The organism is Gordonia sp. PP30 (assembly GCF_023100845.1).
In the GTDB taxonomy this organism is placed as follows: Bacteria; Actinomycetota; Actinomycetes; order Mycobacteriales; family Mycobacteriaceae; genus Gordonia.
This window is the reverse complement of the sequence record NZ_CP095864.1, coordinates 2,695,172-2,713,147: the sequence shown is the minus strand read 5'-3', so window position 1 is coordinate 2,713,147 and position 17,976 is coordinate 2,695,172. Positions and strand designations below refer to the sequence as shown.

Annotated in this window: 19 protein-coding genes; 13 read left to right on the top strand and 6 right to left on the bottom strand. The window is 70.7% G+C overall.

Translation table 11 applies throughout. The features are described 5' to 3' along the window. Positions 1 to 31: 31 nt before the first annotated feature. The 5 genes from MYK68_RS12535 to MYK68_RS12515 all read left to right on the top strand — a co-directional run bounded on the left by MYK68_RS12535 (position 32) and on the right by MYK68_RS12515 (position 6,604). The gene (locus MYK68_RS12535; RefSeq protein ID WP_247864022.1) at positions 32 to 328 is read left to right on the top strand and encodes a YggT family protein; all 297 of its coding nucleotides are present in this window, start codon (positions 32 to 34) and stop codon (positions 326 to 328) included. 283 nt (positions 329 to 611) lie between these two features. Next, positions 612 to 1,412, top strand: a complete 801-nt coding sequence (gene wag31, locus MYK68_RS12530; protein ID WP_247864021.1) for a DivIVA-like cell division protein Wag31 — start codon at positions 612 to 614, stop codon at positions 1,410 to 1,412. A gap of 45 nt (positions 1,413 to 1,457) precedes the next feature. Further along, positions 1,458 to 2,321: a hypothetical protein gene (locus MYK68_RS12525; protein WP_247864020.1), complete on the top strand. Its 864-nt coding sequence runs from the start codon at positions 1,458 to 1,460 to the stop codon at positions 2,319 to 2,321. Between the two features lie 266 nt (positions 2,322 to 2,587). Next, a complete protein-coding gene (gene ileS / locus MYK68_RS12520) occupies positions 2,588 to 5,758 on the top strand; it encodes an isoleucine--tRNA ligase (RefSeq protein WP_247864019.1) in 3,171 nt (1,056 codons plus the stop codon). Beyond that, on the top strand, positions 5,759 to 6,604 hold the full coding sequence (locus tag MYK68_RS12515) for a phosphatase PAP2 family protein (RefSeq protein ID WP_247864018.1): 846 nt from the start codon (positions 5,759 to 5,761) through the stop codon (positions 6,602 to 6,604). A gap of 327 nt (positions 6,605 to 6,931) precedes the next feature. Here the strand turns inward: MYK68_RS12515 and MYK68_RS12510 are convergent, their stop codons facing one another. After that, entirely contained in the window at positions 6,932 to 7,696 is a 765-nt protein-coding gene (locus tag MYK68_RS12510) for an SGNH/GDSL hydrolase family protein (RefSeq protein ID WP_247864017.1), read from the bottom strand. A 31-nt stretch (positions 7,697 to 7,727) separates the two neighbouring features. Here MYK68_RS12510 and MYK68_RS12505 point away from each other — a divergent pair, with 31 nt between their 5' ends. After that, entirely contained in the window at positions 7,728 to 7,925 is a 198-nt protein-coding gene (locus MYK68_RS12505) for a hypothetical protein (protein WP_247864016.1), read from the top strand. Between the two features lie 21 nt (positions 7,926 to 7,946). On the opposite strand, the gene MYK68_RS12500 is transcribed toward MYK68_RS12505, so the two are convergent. Together MYK68_RS12500 and MYK68_RS12495 are read right to left on the bottom strand one after the other, a co-directional pair. Beyond that, positions 7,947 to 8,870, bottom strand: a complete 924-nt coding sequence (locus MYK68_RS12500; protein ID WP_247864015.1) for an acetoacetate decarboxylase family protein — start codon at positions 8,868 to 8,870, stop codon at positions 7,947 to 7,949. 88 nt (positions 8,871 to 8,958) lie between these two features. After that, entirely contained in the window at positions 8,959 to 9,537 is a 579-nt protein-coding gene (locus MYK68_RS12495; RefSeq protein WP_247864014.1) for a TetR/AcrR family transcriptional regulator, read from the bottom strand. Positions 9,538 to 9,650: 113 nt separating this feature from the next. Between MYK68_RS12495 and MYK68_RS12490 the strand changes: the two genes are divergently transcribed. Further along, positions 9,651 to 10,334 carry a type 1 glutamine amidotransferase domain-containing protein gene (locus tag MYK68_RS12490; protein WP_247864013.1) on the top strand — a complete coding sequence of 228 codons (684 nt, stop codon included), beginning with the start codon at positions 9,651 to 9,653 and terminating at the stop codon, positions 10,332 to 10,334. Here MYK68_RS12490 and MYK68_RS12485 read toward each other — a convergent pair. After that, complete coding sequence (locus MYK68_RS12485) at positions 10,273 to 11,010, bottom strand: TetR/AcrR family transcriptional regulator (protein WP_247864012.1); 738 nt, start codon at positions 11,008 to 11,010, stop codon at positions 10,273 to 10,275. The two genes, MYK68_RS12490 and MYK68_RS12485, sit on opposite strands and share 62 nt — an antisense overlap. 99 nt (positions 11,011 to 11,109) lie before the next feature. On the opposite strand from MYK68_RS12485, the gene MYK68_RS12480 reads away from it, so the two are divergent. Both MYK68_RS12480 and MYK68_RS12475 read left to right on the top strand, forming a co-directional pair. Next, the gene (locus MYK68_RS12480; RefSeq protein WP_247864011.1) at positions 11,110 to 11,565 is read left to right on the top strand and encodes a nitroreductase/quinone reductase family protein; all 456 of its coding nucleotides are present in this window, start codon (positions 11,110 to 11,112) and stop codon (positions 11,563 to 11,565) included. 71 nt (positions 11,566 to 11,636) lie between these two features. After that, a complete protein-coding gene (locus MYK68_RS12475) occupies positions 11,637 to 12,989 on the top strand; it encodes a DNA polymerase IV (RefSeq protein WP_247868044.1) in 1,353 nt (450 codons plus the stop codon). A 159-nt stretch (positions 12,990 to 13,148) separates the two neighbouring features. Here the strand turns inward: MYK68_RS12475 and MYK68_RS12470 are convergent, their stop codons facing one another. Then, a complete protein-coding gene (locus MYK68_RS12470) occupies positions 13,149 to 14,087 on the bottom strand; it encodes an asparaginase (RefSeq protein ID WP_247864010.1) in 939 nt (312 codons plus the stop codon). 176 nt (positions 14,088 to 14,263) lie between these two features. On the opposite strand from MYK68_RS12470, the gene MYK68_RS12465 reads away from it, so the two are divergent. Further along, positions 14,264 to 14,866: a WKL family lipoprotein gene (locus MYK68_RS12465; RefSeq protein ID WP_247864009.1), complete on the top strand. Its 603-nt coding sequence runs from the start codon at positions 14,264 to 14,266 to the stop codon at positions 14,864 to 14,866. Positions 14,867 to 14,917: 51 nt separating this feature from the next. On the opposite strand, the gene MYK68_RS12460 is transcribed toward MYK68_RS12465, so the two are convergent. Then, on the bottom strand, positions 14,918 to 15,871 hold the full coding sequence (locus MYK68_RS12460) for a hypothetical protein (RefSeq protein WP_247864008.1): 954 nt from the start codon (positions 15,869 to 15,871) through the stop codon (positions 14,918 to 14,920). 35 nt (positions 15,872 to 15,906) lie between these two features. Here MYK68_RS12460 and lspA point away from each other — a divergent pair, with 35 nt between their 5' ends. From lspA to MYK68_RS12445, 3 genes are read left to right on the top strand one after another with little or no spacing between them, the layout of a single operon-like run. After that, complete coding sequence (gene lspA / locus MYK68_RS12455; RefSeq protein WP_247864007.1) at positions 15,907 to 16,545, top strand: signal peptidase II; 639 nt, start codon at positions 15,907 to 15,909, stop codon at positions 16,543 to 16,545. Beyond that, positions 16,538 to 17,464, top strand: a complete 927-nt coding sequence (locus MYK68_RS12450) for an RluA family pseudouridine synthase (protein ID WP_247864006.1) — start codon at positions 16,538 to 16,540, stop codon at positions 17,462 to 17,464. The genes lspA and MYK68_RS12450 overlap by 8 nt, the downstream gene beginning before the upstream one ends. Then, positions 17,454 to 17,843 carry a hypothetical protein gene (locus MYK68_RS12445; protein ID WP_247864005.1) on the top strand — a complete coding sequence of 130 codons (390 nt, stop codon included), beginning with the start codon at positions 17,454 to 17,456 and terminating at the stop codon, positions 17,841 to 17,843. The genes MYK68_RS12450 and MYK68_RS12445 overlap by 11 nt, the downstream gene beginning before the upstream one ends. The last annotated feature ends 133 nt before the right edge of the window (positions 17,844 to 17,976 follow it).

The window sequence follows — 17,976 nt, the reverse complement described above, 5'->3', positions numbered from 1 at the left end:
ACCCGGCGCCCCGTCTGGCACTGTAGACATCGTGGTGACTTTCCTCTGGATCCTCTACCTGGTCCTCTTCCTCTACTGGCTGCTGCTGATCGCCCGGCTGGTGGTCGAGTTCGTCCAGTCCATCGCGCGCCGGTGGCGCCCGCGAGGCTTCACCGTGGTGGTGGTCGAGACCGTCTTCACCCTCACCGACCCACCGCTGAAGGCCATCCGCCGCGTCCTCAAGCCGGTGGATTTGGGATCAGTGCGACTGGATTTGTCGTTGTTTCTGGTGTTGATTGTGGTATCGATCGGGATGAGCATCTCGCGCACCTACGCGACGGTCCTGTAGCGGCCCGCGCAGCGACACGCCCGGAGTAATCGCTGGTCAGGGGCATGTCGGTGAAGGCGACCGGGTCGGCCGACGGGACCGTCGTGGAACACGGCCGGGCGGAGTTTTGGTTGCGAACAGGACGCAGCCGAGCAACAGAACTTGGTCCGGATGTGACAAGATGACACGCTAGTTACGCAGTGCTACTGGTATTAATAGAACTGCGACCGGCCTGTCGCCGGCGATCGAGCGCGCAGCGGTGCGTGCTCGACGGACTCACTCGACGACCAAAGGGGAAACCGAAATGCGGCTGACACCAGCTGATGTGCACAATGTCGCGTTCAGCAAACCGCCGATCGGGAAGCGCGGCTACAACGAGGACGAGGTGGATCAGTTCCTCGACTTCGTCGAGGCCGAGCTGGCACGCCTGCTCGACGAGAACTCCGAGTTGCGTCAGCGCAACGCCGATCTGGAGTCCGAGCTGAACGCCGCGCGCGCCGGAGGCGCCGACCGCACCCAGGTCTTCGCCGCCGCCGCGCCGGCCGAGACCGCCGCGGTCCCGGTCCAGGCCGCGCCCGAGCCGGCCCCGCAGCAGGCGCCCGCGCCGCAGCCGGTGCTCGACGAGGACGCCAGCGTCCGCGCCGCCCGCGTGCTCGCGCTGGCCCAGGACACCGCCGACCGCGTCACCGGCAGCGCCCGCAGCGAGGCCGAGGCCCTGCTCGCCGACGCGCGCCACCGCAGCGACGCGATGGTCAACGAGGCGCAGGCCACCGCCGACGCCACCCTGGCCGACTCGCGCCAGCGCGCCGAGGCGCTGCTGGCCGATGCGCAGACCCGCGCCGAGACCCAGGTCCGTCAGGCGCAGGAGCGCGCCGACTTCCTGCAGCGCGACGCCGAGCAGAAGCACTCGGAGATCATGTCGACCATCAACCAGCAGCGCACCGTGCTGGAAGGTCGCATCGAGCAGCTGAAGACCTACGAGCGCGAGTACCGTACCCGCCTGAAGACCTACCTGGAGTCGCAGCTCGAGGAGCTGCAGCAGCGCGGCAGCGCGGCGCCGGTGGAGCAGGGCTACGGTCAGGAGACCGGCTACCCGCAGGGCTGATCTCACCCCGGGCGAGTCGTTGGACGAGTTGATAAGAGGCTGTCGATGCTGACCTTGGCACTGGCCGCGACGCTGGTCGGCTTCGGCCTCCTCGTGGTGGCCTTGATCACGAGTAATTTCTGGCTCGCGGTGGCCTGCATCGTCGTCTGCGCGATCGGTCTGCTGATCCTGCTGGCCGATGCGCTCCGTTCGGGCCGCCGCTCGGCCGCCGACGCCGACGAGCCGCTGTTCACGATCCGCGACGACGCGTCGCAGAGCCGTCCCGCGCCGCTCCTCGGCGACGAATCGCCGGCCGCCGAGGCCACGCCGCCCGCCGGCGGGGCGCCGGACACGGCGGTCGAGGAGTACGCGACGGTCGTGACCGCGGACACCGTGACCGATACCGGTCCGGCCGATGTCTCGGACACTGGCCTGGGTGGACTGGTCGTCCCCGGGGCCACCGCGCCCGAGGAGCCCGAGCCCGTCGGAGGCGACGAAATGGTGACCGGCGACGCGAACGACTACATCAAGTCGGTGACCGGCTCGTTCCCGGTTCAATCGGGCCCGATCCCGTCGGCGCCGCCGTCGTCGGGTTCCTGGCCGGTGGCCGCGAGCCCGTTCGCGCAAGACGCGGCGAGCGAGCCCGCCCCGGCCCCGGCACCGGTGCACGCCGACAGCGGCCCGGACACCGGTCCGATCCGCGCGCAGTCTCCCTACGTGGGACGGCGCCGCCGCCACGCCGACACGGAGAACGCCCCGGACACCGGCGAGATGCCCGTGGCGACCGGTCCGGAGCCGGCGGCGGCCGATCCCGAGCCCGCGGACACCGGTCGGGCCGATGCGGTCGCCGAGCAGGCGGGCGACGGCATCGTCGTGCACGACCACACCGGTCCGCTGCCCAAGATCAGCTACGCCGGTGACGAGGAGTAGACTCTCCACGCGACAGCGTTGATCCGGCCATCACCGGGGAGCTCCTGGAAGAACGGATAGCCGCCCTCGGGCCGCGATCCCAGTAGAACCGGGCGGGTGCGGCCCGTGACAGCCGCTGAGAAGTCACCTCCGGGGGCTTCCGCCGAGTGGCAGCGCCGCAGCGCTGCAAGCGGGGTGGTACCGCGCGTCCGCCGAGAACGACGAACGCGTCCCCGTGCCCGAAGTGAGTCAGCCGCGGCTGACGTGCAGGCACGAGGAGCACGCCGATGACCGAGAACCCCCCAGCACGCGCCTATCCGCTCGTCGACTTGACCGGTGGCACCGGTCCCGGTGCGCCGTCGTTCCCGGACGTCGAGGAGCGGGTCCTGGACTACTGGGCAGACGACGACACCTTCGCCGCCTCGATCGCCAATCGCGCCGATGCACCGGAATTCGTCTTCTACGACGGCCCGCCGTTCGCCAATGGCCTGCCGCACTACGGGCACCTGCTCACCGGCTACGTGAAGGACATCGTGCCGCGCTACCAGACGATGCGCGGCAAGAAGGTCGAGCGCCGTTTCGGCTGGGACACCCACGGTCTGCCGGCCGAGCTGGAGGCCGAGCGCCAGCTGGGGATCACCGACAAGTCGGAGATCGAGGTGATGGGCGTCGACAAGTTCAATGAGTACTGCCGTGATTCCGTGCTGCGCTACACCGGCGAGTGGCGCACCTATGTGACGCGCCAGGCTCGCTGGGTCGACTTCGACAACGACTACAAGACCCTCGATCTGGACTTCATGGAGTCGGTCATGTGGGCGTTCAAGCGCCTGTACGACAAGGGGCTGGTCTACCAGGGCTACCGCGTGCTGCCGTACTCCTGGTACGAGCAGACCCCGCTGAGCAATCAGGAGGCGAAGCTCGACGACGCCTACCGGATGCGTCAGGACCCGGCGCTGACCGTCACCATGCCGCTGGTGGCGCCCGGCTCGTCTCTCGACGGCGTCAACGCGCTGATCTGGACCACCACCCCGTGGACGCTGCCGTCGAACCTGGCGATCGCCGTGCACCCGGACACCGAATACGCGCACGTGCGCACCGCCGACGGGACCGAGTACCTGCTGGCGAGCGCCCTGGTCGGCGCGTACGCGAAGGAGCTGGGGGAGACCGAGACCGTCGGCACCCACCTGGGCCGCGATCTGGCCGGACTGAGCTACCGCCCGCCGTTCGACTACTTCCTCGGGCACCCGAACGCCCACGTGATCCTGACCGCCGATTACGTGACCACCGACAGTGGCACCGGTGTGGTCCACCTGGCCCCGGCCTTCGGTGAGGAGGACATGGACGTCGCGACCGCGCACGGCATCTCAACGGTGCAGCCGCTCGATCCGGGCGGCAAGTTCACCGAGCTGGTGCCCGATTATCAGGGTCAGATGGTGTTCGACGCCAATCCGAACATCATCCGGGACCTCAAGGCGAAGGGCCGTGTCCTGCGGCACGAGACCATCGAGCACTCCTACCCGCATTCGTGGCGATCGGGACAGCCGCTGATCTACATGGCGGTGCCGTCGTGGTTCGTCGCCGTGACCAAGATCAAGGACCGGATGCTGGAGCTGAACCAGGAGATCACCTGGTCGCCCGCGCACATCAAGGACGGCCAGTTCGGCAAGTGGCTGGAGGGCGCCAAGGACTGGAATATCAGCCGCAACCGCTACTGGGGTGCACCCATCCCGGTGTGGATGTCCGACGACCCCGCGTACCCGCGGATCGACGTCTACGGCGGCCTCGACGAGCTGGCGGCCGACTTCGGTGTGCGGCCCACCAACCTGCACCGGCCGGAGATCGACGATCTGGTGCGCCCGAACCCGGACGATCCGACCGGGCGTTCGATGATGCGGCGCGTACCCGAGGTGCTGGACTGCTGGTTCGAGTCCGGCTCCATGCCGTACGCGCAGGTGCACTACCCGTTCGAGAACACCTCGTGGTTCGACGGCGACTCCTCGACTGGCGAGATCGCGCACAATCCGGGCGACTTCATCGTCGAATACAACGGTCAGACGCGCGGCTGGTTCTACAACCTGCACGTCCTGGCGACGGCACTGTTCGACCGCCCGGCGTTCAAGACCGTCGCGGCGCACGGCATCGTGCTCGGCGACGACGGGCAGAAGATGAGCAAGTCCAAGCGCAACTACCCGGACGTGAACGAGGTCTTCGACCGCGACGGCTCCGATGCGATGCGCTGGTTCCTGATGGCCAGCCCGATCCTGCGCGGCGGCAACCTGGTGGTCACCGAGCGCGGCATCCGCGAGGGCGTGCGCCAGGCGCTGCTGCCGATGTGGAACGCCTACAGCTTCCTGCAGCTGTACGCCGAGCGTCCGGCCACGTGGCGGACCGACTCGGAGAACGTGCTGGACCGGTACATCCTGGCCAAGCTGGCGGTGACCCGCGACGACATCACCGCGGCCCTCGACGTCTACGACATCGCCGGTGCGTGCGACAGCTTCCGGACCTTCTGCGAGTCGCTGACCAACTGGTACGTGCGACGGTCCCGCGCCCGCTTCTGGGCCGGTCAGGACGCCGACCCGGACGCCTTCGACACCCTGTACACGGTGCTCGAGGTGGCCGGCCGGCTCGCCGCGCCGTTGCTGCCGCTGGCGACCGAGGCGATGTGGCGCGGTCTGACCGGTGAGCGCTCGGTGCATCTCACCGACTGGCCGGCTGCCGGCGACCTGCCTGCCGACCCCGAGCTGGTGGCGGCGATGGACGCCGTCCAGTCGGTGTGCTCGGTGGCCTCGAGTGTCCGCAAGGCCAACAAGCTGCGGGTGCGGCTGCCGCTGCCGAGCCTGACCGTCGCCGCACCGAACGCGGAGGCGCTGGCGCCGTTCGCGGGTCTGATCGCCGACGAGATGAACGTCAAGAACGTCGAACTGTCCACCGACGTCGACGCCTACGGAAAGGTGGAGGTCGCGGTCAACGCCCGCGCCGCCGGACCGCGCATCGGCAAGGACGTCCAGCGGGCGATCAAGGCGGTCAAGTCCGGGAACTACGAGCTGTCCACCGGCGCCGACGGGGAGCCCGTCGTGATCGCCGACGGCATCGAGCTGCGCGGCGAGGAGTTCACCCGCAAGCTCGTCGCGGTGGCCCCGGAGTCGACGGGCGAGCTGCCCGACGGCGGCGGCCTCGTGGTGCTGGACACCGCGGTGACACCGGAACTGGAGGCCGAGGGCTGGGCCAAGGACCGGATCCGCGAGCTGCAGGATGCGCGCCGGGGCGCCGGGCTCGACATCTCCGACCGGATCGTCGTGCGGCTGGTGGTGCCCGCCGACAAGGTGGCGACCGCCCAGACCCACGCCGGCCTGATCTCCGGGGAGGTCCTGGCGACCGAATTCAGCGTCGCCGAGGGGCCCGCGGGCGCGATCGAACTGGGTGACGGCGTCACGGCCGACCTCCGCAAGGCCTGAGTGGCCGCGGGGAGAGCCCGCTGGGCGGTGCTCGCCGTCGGCGCGCTGACTGTGCTGATCGGCGTGTACTGGGCGGCGGTGCGCACCTACACCGGGCAGCGGGTGGAGAACGCCGCCCTGCGCGGGTCGTACCAGATCAACGCCGATCAGGTGACCGCCGCCGACAACGCGCTGGCGACGCTGACGGTCGGCAGCCTGGCGGTCGCCGTGGTGATCCTCGCCGTGATCGGATGGGTGCGCGGTGGATTCCGGCTGGCGGTCGTCGCGGTGGCCGTGGTCGGTGGGGCATCCGCGGCGACGGAGGTGCTCAAACGCTACGTCCTGCGTCGGCCCGACCTGGTCGACGGCCCGCCGCAGTGGCTGCACAACAGCTTCCCGAGCGGTCACACCACGGTCGCGATGGCGGTGGCCTGCGCGACTCTGCTGGTGGTCTCCTGGCGGTGGCGGACCGTCGCGATGCTGATCGTGACGACGTGGACGGTCGGTGTCGGCGCGTACACGGTGATCGCGCGGTGGCATCGGCTGTCGGACACCCTCGGCGCCGATGCGATCGCACTGCTGGCGGCCTCGCTCGGTGCGCTCTATCTGGTGCGGCGGGGACTGGTGCGCCGGGTCCCGACCGATCGCCGCGCGCCCGTCCGGACCGTGCTGGTGGTGCTCGCGGCGGTGTACGTGTTCGGCGCCGGCGCGATCGGCGTCTACGTCGGCCTGGCCGGGGCCGGCCAGACACCCGGCGACGTCGCTGATTTCAACCTCTATCTGGCGGCACAGACGCTGGCGTCGGTGGGGTCGGTGCTGACCATCCTGCTGGCCTGGTGGTCGTGGCACCGCCTCGAATCGGCCTGACACGCGACGCGGTCGACGGCCACGGGTAGCCGCACCGGGCGGCCCGATCGGAGCAGGGGGAGGCGCCGATCGGGCCGACGACGCCCGGCCTGTCGTTCGGGCGACGTCTGGTGCGGCCACCCGAGGGTGTCGCAGGAGTATGGAATTCTCAAACAACACACCGCGCCGGATCGCTCCGGTATGGCCTCACGAAGGTGGGCCGCGACGGTGCGGGCACCGGCCGGATCACCTCCGTACCGATAAGCTACAGCTCACCACCGACAAGAACAAGTGTTCGGATAGGAGACCGGTTTCCTCGGGTGACGGCGCCGAGGTGACCGGGGTCGGTCAGCCCGTGGTGATCGTCGCGACCGCCGTCGGCTCGCCGTAACGCGGGGCGAGGGTGTCACCGGACGACACGCCGCGCAGGCGGCGGCCCAGCCAGGGCGCCAGGAAGCCGCGGGTCCACCGCAGGTCGTCGCGGCGGGACCGCGCCGGCACGTCCGGGAGTTCGAGCGGCGCGAGGTCGTGCGGGACGTCGAGGGCGTCGAGCACGGCGATCGCCATCCGCTGATGCCCGGCGGGCGACATGTGCAGCCGGTCGAACGCCCACATCCGCGGGTCGTCGTAGTCGCGGATCCGCCAGTAGTCGACCAGCACCGCGCCGCGCCGGTCGGCGATCTCGCGGATGCCCTCGGCGAAGATCGCGAATCGTCCGCGCAGGCGCCTGATGAGCGGCGCCTCGGCGGGGTCGTGCGGGGTGAAGAGCACCACCGTCGCGCCGGACTCGGTGAGGCGCGCGACCGCGTCGTCGTAGTAGGTGACGAGGTCGTCGAGGTCGACCCGCGGACGCAGGATGTCGTTGCCGCCGGCGTGGATCGACACCAGGTCCGGCTTCATCGCGAGGGCGGACGGCACCTGCCGGACCACGATTGGCCGCAGTTTCAGACCGCGGATCGCCAGGTTCGCGTACTCGACGCCGCCGTACGCATCATCGAGCGCTTCGGCGACCCGATCGGCCCAGCCGCGGACGCCGTTCGGCAGCTGCGGGGCGTCGTCGCCGACCCCTTCGGTGAACGAATCGCCCAGGGCCACATAGCGAGTGAACGTCATCGGATCAGGGTAGCCGTCCTACTCTGGAGGCATGTCCGACGACCTCGACCGGCTACGGCGCTGGGTGGAGTCCGGTGCGCTGTTCCGGGTGCTGGCCTCCCGCGGCGGTACGACGACCGTCGCGCTGCTGACGTGTGACGGCGGCGAGGAGATGGGGCGCCTGGTGAGCGACGACCCTCGCGTGGCGCAGTGGTGCGCGGCCAACCCGGACGCCGAGGCGTCGGGGTAGCGCCGGACCGGCCGGAAGGGTTCAGCGGACCGATACCGGGACCGGCATGTGCAGGGCCGCCTGCGCGCGGGTGGTCACCTCGAGGGCCAGGGCCCGTCGGGCGCCGAGCGCGCGCAGGTCCTCGGACATGCGCCCCTCGCCGAGGGTGAGGTCGTAGCCGCCGGGCAGTCGTGCGCGGCCGGTGGCGAGGACATTGGTCTGGTTGAGCGTCGCCAGCCAGGCACCGTCACGCTGCGTGTAGGAGGTGAGAGCCCCGACCCGCTCGCCGCTGCGATACGTGCGCTGCCGGGGCGTCGGCGCGGAGAACGCCAGGTCGACGCCGCCGGCGTCGTTCGCGATGCGAGCGGTGGTGCGCCGGGTATCGATCTCGACGTCGAGGTCGGTGACCCACTTCGGGAAGCCGTAGCCGTCGTGGCCGCGAACCTGCGCGATCGCCGTGTTGACCGGGAGGGACAGCACGTACGTGTGCAGATGGTCGTCGCCGAGGGCGGTGATCAGCTCGGCGGCGGCCGTGCTCCGTCCGCCGTGGCGAGCCGGCCGCACGGCGACACCGACGGCGGCCTCGGTGTAGAAGTCGATGTCACAGACGTCGTAGCGGAACAGCATCAGCGACGCCAGGCCTAGGCCGGGCGCCACATCGAGCGGTGTGAGCTCCGCCGGGATCCGGGCGCGGATGGCCTTCGACGGGGCGAGCATCGTGAGTCGGGCCGAGCTCATCGCGTAGTAGAAATTCGGGGTCGCGGTGGTGCCGACGGGCGACTGCACCTGCGTCTTCGGCAGCCGTTCGAAGAAGTCGACCCCGGGTACGCGGGGATCGCCGGCGACGGCGCTCAACGGTGCCCGCATGCGGTAGCGGTCGTACAGACCGCCGGCGGGAACCGGGACGGTTCGGCCGGCGAGATCGACGTCGACGGTGGTGGAAGTGGTCACGAGCGGGCTCCTCATCAATGTGGTCGATGTTTACATGAGGCTACGAGCGTGGTGTGAACATCGTCAACATCGAAGTGTCGGGAGTCACTCCCGGTGTGGATTCTCAGGCATCGAGGTGCAATGTGGTGACCACGACGGTGCGCACGGTCTCCGCGGCCTGGTCGGGCGACGACGCATCGAGCTTGCCGTCCAGGAAGAGGAATGCCAGTCCGTGGACCAGTGCCCAGGCGCCGGTGGCGGCGACCGCGGGGTCGTCCGTCGTCACCGTGCGGGCGATGATGTTCGTCAGATAGGTGTTGATCGCGGTGACGGCGGCGACCCGATCGGCGTTGTCGGTGTCGCAAAGTCCGCCGAACATCACCCGGAACAGGCCGGGCCGATCGAGGGCGAAGCGGACGTAGGCCACCGCGATCGCGGCCAGGTCGTCGGGTGTGCGCGCATCGGGTGCCGCGGCGGCCAGGCTGTCGGCGAGTTCGCGATAGCCGACGGCCGCGACGGCGGAGAGCAGTGCGTTACGGTCGGCGAAGTGCCGGTACGGGGCGCCGGCCGAGACGCCGGCGCGCCGGGCGACGGCGCGCAGCGACAGGTCGGCCTCGGCTCCGTCGGCATCGAGGAGTTCGAGAGCGGCCCGGACTAGTGCGGCGGGCAGGTCGCCGTGGTGGTACGCCGAACGCGGTTCCATGGTCGCGAATTTATCAAGGTGGGCGGGGTCGGCTGTTGATGGGACTCTCCGGCGCGGCCTAATGTAAGCGCTGTCTACACCGAAAGTCTCGGCGACCCTCCGGAAGGAATCCCATGGCCCCGCGAGTTCTGCACGTCGTCACGAACGTCGGCCACTACGACGACCCGTCGCATCCGACGGGGCTCTGGCTGTCCGAGCTGACCCACGCCTGGCAGGTGTTCGCCGAACGCGGGTGTGAGCAGGTGCTGGTCAGCCCGAGCGGCGGGCCGTCGCCGCTCGAGCCGCGCTCGCTGAAGTTTCCCAACTACGACAAGACGGCCAAAGCGTGGCACGGCGATCCGGCACGGATGGCGCTGCTGGAGACCACCGCCGAGCCCGGTGCCATCGACGCGGCGGAGTTCGACGCGATCTACTACACCGGCGGACACGGCGTGATGTTCGACTTCCGCCATAGTGCGGACCTGCAACGCATCACCCGGGAGATGTTCGAGCGCGGCGCCATCGTCTCGTCGGTCTGCCACGGCTACTGCGGCCTGCTCAACGTCACTCTGTCCGACGGCTCGTACCTGGTCGCCGGGCGTCGTCTCACCGGCTTCTCGTGGCGCGAGGAGGTCCTCGCGCGGGTCGACAAGCTGGTTCCGTACAACGTCGAGGCGGAGATGAAGGCGCGCGGTGCGCGCTACGAGAAGGCGTTGCTGCCGTTCGTCTCGAACGCGGTGGTCGACGGCAACCTCGTCACCGGGCAGAATCCGGGCTCGGCGAAGGAGACGGCCGAGCGGGTCGCCGCGCTGCTCTGAGTGCCGCCGACGCCTGCCGGTCGAGCTGGGCGTCGAAGATCGCGGCGGGGTCGGCGAAGGTGGTGTCGCCGAATCCGCCGGTCACCTCCTGGCCGACGGCACCGATCAGCCATGTCCACAGGGCGAGACCGGCGATCAGCGCCGCATCGTCGAGATCGGCGCCGAATTCGTCGGCGACGGCGCGCAGTTCGTCGTGCAGCGGCGCGGGCAGATCGGGGTCCGGGCCGTCGGCCGGGGCGGAGTCGGCGGCCTCGGACAGCAATCCGAGGAGCAGGCCGATCACCCGGATGCCGGGCGGCGTGGTCCGCTCGGCGGGTGCGTCGTAGCCGGGGACCGGGCTGCCGTAGAGCAGGGAGAAGTCGGCCGGGTGGGCGACGGCCCAGGCGCGATAGGCGCGCAGGGCGGTGCGCAGACGCTCGCCGGGCGGGCCGTCGTGCCCGGCGACCGCGGCCTCCACGGCGTCGGCGAGTTCGGTGTACGCGGCGACGACGAGCCGGGTGAGCAGTTCGTCGCGGCTGGCGACGTACCGGTAGACGGCCGACGAGGCGAGCCCGAGGTCGCGGGCGATCGCCCGGACCGACAGGGCGGCGGCGCCGACCTGTGCCAGCTGGGCCCGGCCGAGGCGCAGGACGTCGGTCTCGATCTCCTGCCTGCGCCGTGCGCGCGGAGTGGTCATGACGTGATTCTCGCACATTCGAGAGCGGTGCTCTTGATTTATCCGGGTGTCCGGCGCACACTCGAAAACGAGAGCAGTGCTCACAGAATGGAGAATCCGATGACCGAGCAGACCAGCCACGCGCCCGTCACCCGGGCGGACCGCGTCTTCAACGGTGCCGTCCGCTGGCTCACCGACCGCGGTGTAAATCTCGCCGGTGCGCAGACCTTGACCGTCACCGGACGGAAATCCGGTGTGCCGCACCGGGTTCCGGTGAATCCGGTGACCGTCGACGGGGTGCGCTACCTGGTCGCGCCGCGCGGCGTCACCGACTGGGTGCGTAACGTGCGCGTCCACCCGGAGGCGCAGCTGCGGCGCGGCCGGCGCGTCACCGACGTCGTGCTGGACGAGTGCGGCGACGCCGACCGGCACGTCGTCGTGCTGCAGCGGTACCTCGCCCGGTGGGGCTGGGAGGTCGGGCGGCTGCTGCCCGACGGGCTGACCCCGGACGCCGACGCGGACACCCTGCGCCGTCATCTCGACCTGGTGCCGGTCTTCCAGGTGCGCGCGGCCTGAGTCGTGTCCGGGTCCGCCGATACCATCGGGCGGTGGAGTTCCGCGCGGCCGAGACGAGTGCGCGCTGGGTGATGCACCTCGATATGGACGCCTTCTTCGCGTCCGTCGAGCAGCTCACTCGGCCGACGCTGGCCGGGCGGCCGGTGCTGGTCGGCGGGGCCGGCGGGCGCGGGGTGGTGGCCGGCGCGTCGTACGAGGCGCGGGCCTTCGGGGCCCGCTCGGCGATGCCGATGCACCAGGCACGGCGGATGGTCGGCCCGTCCGCGGTGGTCGTGCCGCCGCGCGGCGGCGTGTATCGCGAGGTCAGCGGCCGCGTCTTCGGGATCATCCGCCGGTATGTCCCGGTGATCGAGACGCTCTCGTTCGACGAGGCCTTCGGCGAGCCCGCCGAACTGGCCGGCGCCACCGCGGCGCAGGCCCGGGAGTTCGCCGAACGACTGCGGGCGGCCATCCGGGCGGAGGCCGGACTGCCGGCCTCGGTCGGCTTCGGCTCGGGCAAACAGATCGCCAAGATCGCCTCCGGTCAGGCCAAGCCCGACGGCGTCGCGGTGATCGCGCCGAGCGGTGAACTGGCCTTTCTGCAGGAGCTTCCGGTGCGGAAGCTGTGGGGGATCGGTCCGGTCTCCGGTGACCGGCTCGCCCGGCTCGGTGTCGAGACCATCGGCGACTTCGCCGCGATGGCGCCCACCGAGGTGGTGTCCGTGCTCGGCGCGACGGTGGGGCTGGCCCTGCACCGGCTCGCCCAAGGCATCGACGACCGGCCGGTCGCCGAACGCGCCGAGGCCAAACAGATCAGCGCCGAGTCGACCTTCGCCGTCGACATCATCGATCTGGTACGCCTGCGGGCGGCGGTCTCGTCGGCCGCCGCCGATGCCTACCGGCGGCTGACCGCCGACGGGCGCGGCGCGCGCACGGTGGTGGTGAAGCTGCGCCGCGCCGACATGTCGATCCTCACCCGGTCGATCACCATGCCGTCGGCCAGCACCGACCTCGACGTGCTGACCGCCGCCGCACAGCGGATCGTGCTCGACCCGCTCGAGGTCGGGCCGATCCGGCTGGTCGGGGTCGGCTACTCCGGCCTCACCGACACCGAGCAGTACAGCCTGTTCCCGGACCTCGGGGAGTTCGGCGATGCCGAATCGGAGGGCGGGGCGCCGGGCGACGACGCCGAGACCGCACCGGAGACGGTGGTGCCGCCACGTCATTCGGCGTCGTTCCAGGAGTGGCCGACGGGCACCGACGTGACGCATCCGGACTTCGGGCACGGCTGGGTCCAGGGCGGCGGACACGGCTTCGTGACCGTGCGCTTCGAGACGCGGGCGACCGGTCCCGGCCGCGCGCACACGTTCCGGCTGCCCGAGGACCGGCTGGCCCGGGCCGACCCGCTCGCGAGCCTGGCCTGGGAGGATGTCGTCTCGGAGTGACGGCTCGCGGCCGTGGGGGTCGTTTCGACAACCTCCTCGCCCTGGGGGCTCGGAGGTGCTCAACGGGCAAGGTGGGGTGGCTCGGAGGTGCTCGACGGGCAGGGGCGGGGTGGTTCGGGGTGCTCGACGGGCGGGGTGGGGTGGTTTCCGGCCAGGCGCTCAGTCGGGCTCGGAGGCGCGGAAGAAGTCGGCGATCTCCGAGCGCGCGGCGCCGGTCGTCAGGAGGGCGATCATCGCCATGCGGGCCTGCGGCGCACGGAGCCACGGGGAGATGACGGCGCCGGCGCGGGCCAGGTCGACGCCGCCGCCACCGCCGCCGTAGGTCGCCTCCACCTTGCCGTAGGGCACGCGAGTGGAGACGACGACCGGGACGTTCCGCTGCTGGGCGAGGGCCATTTCGGCGGTGATGTCCGGGTGCGTGTTCCCCGATCCGGTCGCCGACAGCACGATGCCGGCGGCGCGCTGTGCGACGGCCGCGGCGATCAGTCCCGGGGAGACACCCGGGTAGAGCGCGAGCAGATCCACGCGCGCGGGCACGCCGCCGGGGACCGGGGCGTCGAGCAGGGGCCGCGGCAGCTGAGGGTGCACCGTATCGAAGGCGTCGACCGAGGTCGTCGACACCTTGAACGTCCCGCGGGCGCCGAGGGCCTGGCCGCCGAGCGCGACTAGCACACCGCGCCCGCTGGTCTCGGAGGCGGCGGCGAGCGCGATGGCGGCCGCGATGTTCGCCGGGCCGTCGGACATCGGGTGATCGGTGGGGTACTGCGCGCCGGTGAAGACGACCGGCCGCGGGTCGTGCGCGAACAGATCGGCCAGGAACGCGGTCTCCTCCAGGGTGTCGGTGCCGTGTGTCACCACGACGCCGGTCACCTCGTCGTCCCGCAACGCCTCGGCGATCGCCGCGCAGACCGCGAACTGCTGGCGCACGGACATGGCCGACGAGTCCACGGCCATCAGGTCGACCGGCCGCACGACGACGTCGTCGAGCCCGGCCGGGATCAGGTCTGCGGCGTGCAGAACGGGAACGGCGCCGTCGTCGGTGGTGCGGGAGGCGGCGGTGCCGCCGGTGGTGATCATCACAACCTGGCGTGGGCTCATGTCCCGATTCTTGCACTTCGGCGGCGGGCGTGTGCGCTGGTCGCCGCCCTCGCGATGTGGCACATGTGATGACTGTTGCTTGTGGGAACCTGTGGGCGGCCTCAGCTTTCTTTGGCATAGTGGGGAAAGCTCGGATCCCGAACGGCCGAGCGGATTCTCAATGGAGGTTTGATTCGGTGAAGTTCCGTAAGTTCCTGCTGGTCGGTGTCGTCGCCGGCGCGGTGACCCTCACCGCGGCCTGTGGCTCGGACGACAAGTCGGACCAGCCGCCGGTGCCGCCGGCCACCACCACGACGTCCGCCGCGGCGACGAGCGCCGACAACAGCCTCGACGCCCAGCTGACCGATCCGAACAAGAAGCCGACGGTCGCCGCGCTGAACGACATGCTCGACAAGGCGCTGGATCCGAGCATTCCGGCCAAGGACAAGACCGACCTGGTCGAGGGCTCCGAGGTCGACCCGAGCCTCTTCAACCAGCTGGTGAAGGCGAAGAAGGAGAACCCGGGCGTCACCTACAAGATCAAGAACCCGATCACCAAGGACGGCCCGAAGCGCTACAGCGTCAAGGTCGAGGTGAAGCTCCCGGACAACCCGCCGCAGCCGCTGGACGCCGCGATCGTCTTCGACAACGGCCGCTGGAAGCTGTCGAAGACCACCGTCTGCCCGCTGCTGAAGATGGGTGAGGTCGCCACGCCGCTGTGCCCGGAGAACTCGATCGCGCCGAGCGCGTCGTCTCCGCACAAGAAGCCGGCGAAGACCACCACCAAGTCGGCCGGCTGACCGGCACGCTGTACCGAACGCCGCTCGCGCACCGCGCGGGCGGCGTTCGACTTAGGACGGCGACGTCCAGCGCAGCGTGAACGAGGTCTGCTGCACGATGGGCTTGGCGGGGTCGTCGCCGACCAGCTCGCGGGCCCCGGACAGGGCCACCTCGGCGGACACCGGCAGCGGCCGGGTCAGATCGACGACGACGGTGCCCGACCCCGCGTTGAGGAACCTGCTCAGATCGAGTGTCTTGTCCGATCCCGGGATCCGGAAGATCGGCTGGTCGGGCTCTTCCGAGACGTGCACGTCGAGGGTGAGCCGGTCGCCCGTCCACGACGTCATCGTGACGTCCATGGTCTGCGTGACGGTGGTCGCCGCGGTGACGGTCCGGGTGACCCGCCACGTGGCACCGGTCCCGATCGGTGTGGTGGGAAGCGGCACCGAATACGTGAAGGCGCTGGTCAGCGACTGCTCGATGGCACGACTGGCCGGAGCCTGCGCATCTTTCGGTGGCGCGATCTGCAGTTCGGTGGTCACCAGACCGTCGGCGTAGCGCACCCCGCCCTCGGCGCCGTCGAACGCGGCGAGGTCGGGCTTCAGCGCCGTATCGGGCGTGGTCGGGGTGCCGAAGGTGAAGTCGGCGAACTTCGGATCGGTGCACCCGGCGCGGGTGGTCAGCGGCAGCGTCACCGATTCCACGGTCGACGTCGGCGGCTGATTCTGGCCGCTGACCACGCTGGTCTCCTTCGACTCGGTGCTCAGCGTGACCTTCTGCGCGGCGTCGGTCCGCGGCACGGGCGCCGGGACCCGGAGGGCGCCGGTTCCGGGGCTGGTCACCGCGACGGTGGCCGGCGAGAGGTCGATGGTCGACGCGCCGGCCACCGACGTCTCCGCGGTGCACGGGCGGTCGGCGTCGGCGGCGGGCTTCGCATCGTCGCCGCAGCCGGTCAGTACCAGTGCGGTCGCACACGCGACGGGCAGCAGACCGATCCGGAACGGGGAGAGACGTGGGGCCGACACGCGTCCCACCCTAGGACATGTGGAGAATCGAAGGCATGAACGACGCCGCACCGCTCGGTGCACCCGGCACCCAGGACGATTCGCCGCCGGACACCGGCCGGTCGCGCACCCTGCTGATCGCCCTGGCCGCGGTCGCCGTCCTGGTGTACCTGGCCGATCTCGGCACCAAGACGCTCGCCGTCCGTCATCTGGACCCGGACGAGCCGACGCGGGTGATCGGCGACTTCTTCCGGCTGACGCTGCTCCGGAACAGCGGCGCCGCGTTCTCGATGGCGACCGGGTACACCTGGATCCTCACCATCATCGCGCTGGCGGTCGTGATCACGATCATCCGGTTCAGCAGGCGGCTGGGCTCGGCCGGCTGGGCGATCGGCCTCGGGCTGATCCTCGGCGGCGCACTCGGGAATCTCACCGACCGGTTCTTCCGGGAGCCCGGTCCGCTGCGCGGGCACGTCGTCGACTTCCTGTCGTTCGGCTTCTCCTGGGGCCGCTGGCCGGTGTTCAACGTCGCCGATTCGGCGGTGGTGTGCGGCGCAGTGCTGCTGGTGGCGCTCACCGTGCTCGGCTACGACTACGACGGCTCGCGGTCGGGCTGGGCGGCCCGCAACGACCCGCCGGCCGACGAGGACCTGACCGACGAGCGCGCGAATGACGAGGGGGACCGCGATGCGTGAGTCACGAGCGATGCCGGTGCCCGACGGACTGGACGGGCTGCGGGTCGACGCCGGCGTCGCCCGGCTGCTCGGGCTGTCCCGGACCGTCGCCGCCGCGCTGGCCGACGCGGGCGACGTCGCCGTCGACGGTGCGACCGTCCCCAAATCCCACAAGCTGCGCGCCGGGACGTGGCTCGAGGTCACGCTGCCCGAGCCGGAACGACCGCTGCGTGTCGAGCCGACCCCGGTGGAAGACCTCGACGTGCTCTATCACGACTCGGACATCATCGTCGTCGACAAGCCGCCCGGGGTGGCCGCGCATCCGTCGCAGGGCTGGACCGGGCCGACGGTCGTGGGCGCGCTGGCCGCCGCCGGATTCCGGATCTCCACCTCCGGGGCCGCCGAACGGCAGGGCATCGTGTCCCGGCTCGACGTCGGCACGTCCGGTGCGATGGTCGTCGCGGCGTCCGAGCACGCGTACACGATGCTCAAGCGGGCGTTCAAGCAGCGCGAGGTCGACAAGGTCTACCACGCGGTGGTGCAGGGACACCTGGATCCGCCGGTGGGCACCATCGACGCGCCGATCGGCCGCCATCCCGGCTCCGACTGGCGGTTCGCGGTGACGTCGAACGGCAAGGAATCGGTGACGCACTACGAGACGGTGGAGATGTTCGCCGCCGCCAGCCTTCTCGACATCGATCTGGAGACCGGGCGCACCCATCAGATCCGCGTGCACTTCTCGGCGCTGCACCACCCGTGCGTCGGCGACCCGACGTACGGCGCCGACCCGAAGCTGGCGGCCCGGCTGGGCCTGGACCGGCAGTGGCTGCACGCCCGTTCACTGGCCTTCGCGCACCCCGCCGACGGCCGCCGCGTCGAATTCACCGCGCCCTACCCGGACGATCTGACACACGCGCTGGACGTCTTGCGTGACGCGTGACCGTGCTCGGCGAGCCTCCCGCATCACCGGGCATATCGCGTGGTGGGTATATGTGATCGCCGCGGTATTCGGGCTGTGTATCGCCGACCGGTACGGCTCGACCATGCCGCGCCGCTACGCCGACTACCTGACGACGGACATCGGATGGACGGCCTACACACCGCTGGAAGACTTCACGCCCAGCGGTGCCGGCTCTTCGTCCACCGCCTTCTTCGGCGGCCTCGCCCTGGTCGCCGGGGCGGTCGTGCTGGTGGCCGCGGTCGCCGAGGCGGCGTGGGCGGACGGTGGGGAAGCGGGATCGTCACCGTCGCCGCTCCGGCCGTGGGCGGGGCGCTGGTGTCGATGGCGTCGTGCGGCGGTATCGGGGACGTGCTGCTGAGCCCGGAACTGCTGTTCGCGCTCGTCCTCGCCGGAGTCGCGATCAGGGAGATCTGGAGCCGGGCACTGGCGCCGACGAGGCGCTCGGCGCCGGAGCCCGGCGACGGCTGAACAGGCTCCGCCGGGATCCCCGG

What these genes read in the sequence shown, in the direction of transcription:
- MYK68_RS12490 (WP_247864013.1), top strand. Translation starts at nt 9,651, where the DNA reads ATGGCCCCGCGAGTTCTGCACGTCGTCACGAACGTCGGCCACTACGAC.
- MYK68_RS12470 (WP_247864010.1), bottom strand. Translation starts at nt 14,087, where the DNA reads ATGAGCCCACGCCAGGTTGTGATGATCACCACCGGCGGCACCGCCGCC.
- MYK68_RS12480 (WP_247864011.1), top strand. Translation starts at nt 11,110, where the DNA reads ATGACCGAGCAGACCAGCCACGCGCCCGTCACCCGGGCGGACCGCGTC.
- lspA (WP_247864007.1), top strand. Translation starts at nt 15,907, where the DNA reads ATGAACGACGCCGCACCGCTCGGTGCACCCGGCACCCAGGACGATTCG.
- MYK68_RS12505 (WP_247864016.1), top strand. Translation starts at nt 7,728, where the DNA reads ATGTCCGACGACCTCGACCGGCTACGGCGCTGGGTGGAGTCCGGTGCG.
- MYK68_RS12485 (WP_247864012.1), bottom strand. Translation starts at nt 11,010, where the DNA reads ATGACCACTCCGCGCGCACGGCGCAGGCAGGAGATCGAGACCGACGTC.
- MYK68_RS12500 (WP_247864015.1), bottom strand. Translation starts at nt 8,870, where the DNA reads ATGAGGAGCCCGCTCGTGACCACTTCCACCACCGTCGACGTCGATCTC.
- ileS (WP_247864019.1), top strand. Translation starts at nt 2,588, where the DNA reads ATGACCGAGAACCCCCCAGCACGCGCCTATCCGCTCGTCGACTTGACC.
- MYK68_RS12495 (WP_247864014.1), bottom strand. Translation starts at nt 9,537, where the DNA reads ATGGAACCGCGTTCGGCGTACCACCACGGCGACCTGCCCGCCGCACTA.
- MYK68_RS12525 (WP_247864020.1), top strand. Translation starts at nt 1,458, where the DNA reads ATGCTGACCTTGGCACTGGCCGCGACGCTGGTCGGCTTCGGCCTCCTC.
- MYK68_RS12510 (WP_247864017.1), bottom strand. Translation starts at nt 7,696, where the DNA reads ATGACGTTCACTCGCTATGTGGCCCTGGGCGATTCGTTCACCGAAGGG.
- MYK68_RS12475 (WP_247868044.1), top strand. Translation starts at nt 11,637, where the DNA reads ATGCACCTCGATATGGACGCCTTCTTCGCGTCCGTCGAGCAGCTCACT.
- wag31 (WP_247864021.1), top strand. Translation starts at nt 612, where the DNA reads ATGCGGCTGACACCAGCTGATGTGCACAATGTCGCGTTCAGCAAACCG.
- MYK68_RS12450 (WP_247864006.1), top strand. Translation starts at nt 16,538, where the DNA reads ATGCGTGAGTCACGAGCGATGCCGGTGCCCGACGGACTGGACGGGCTG.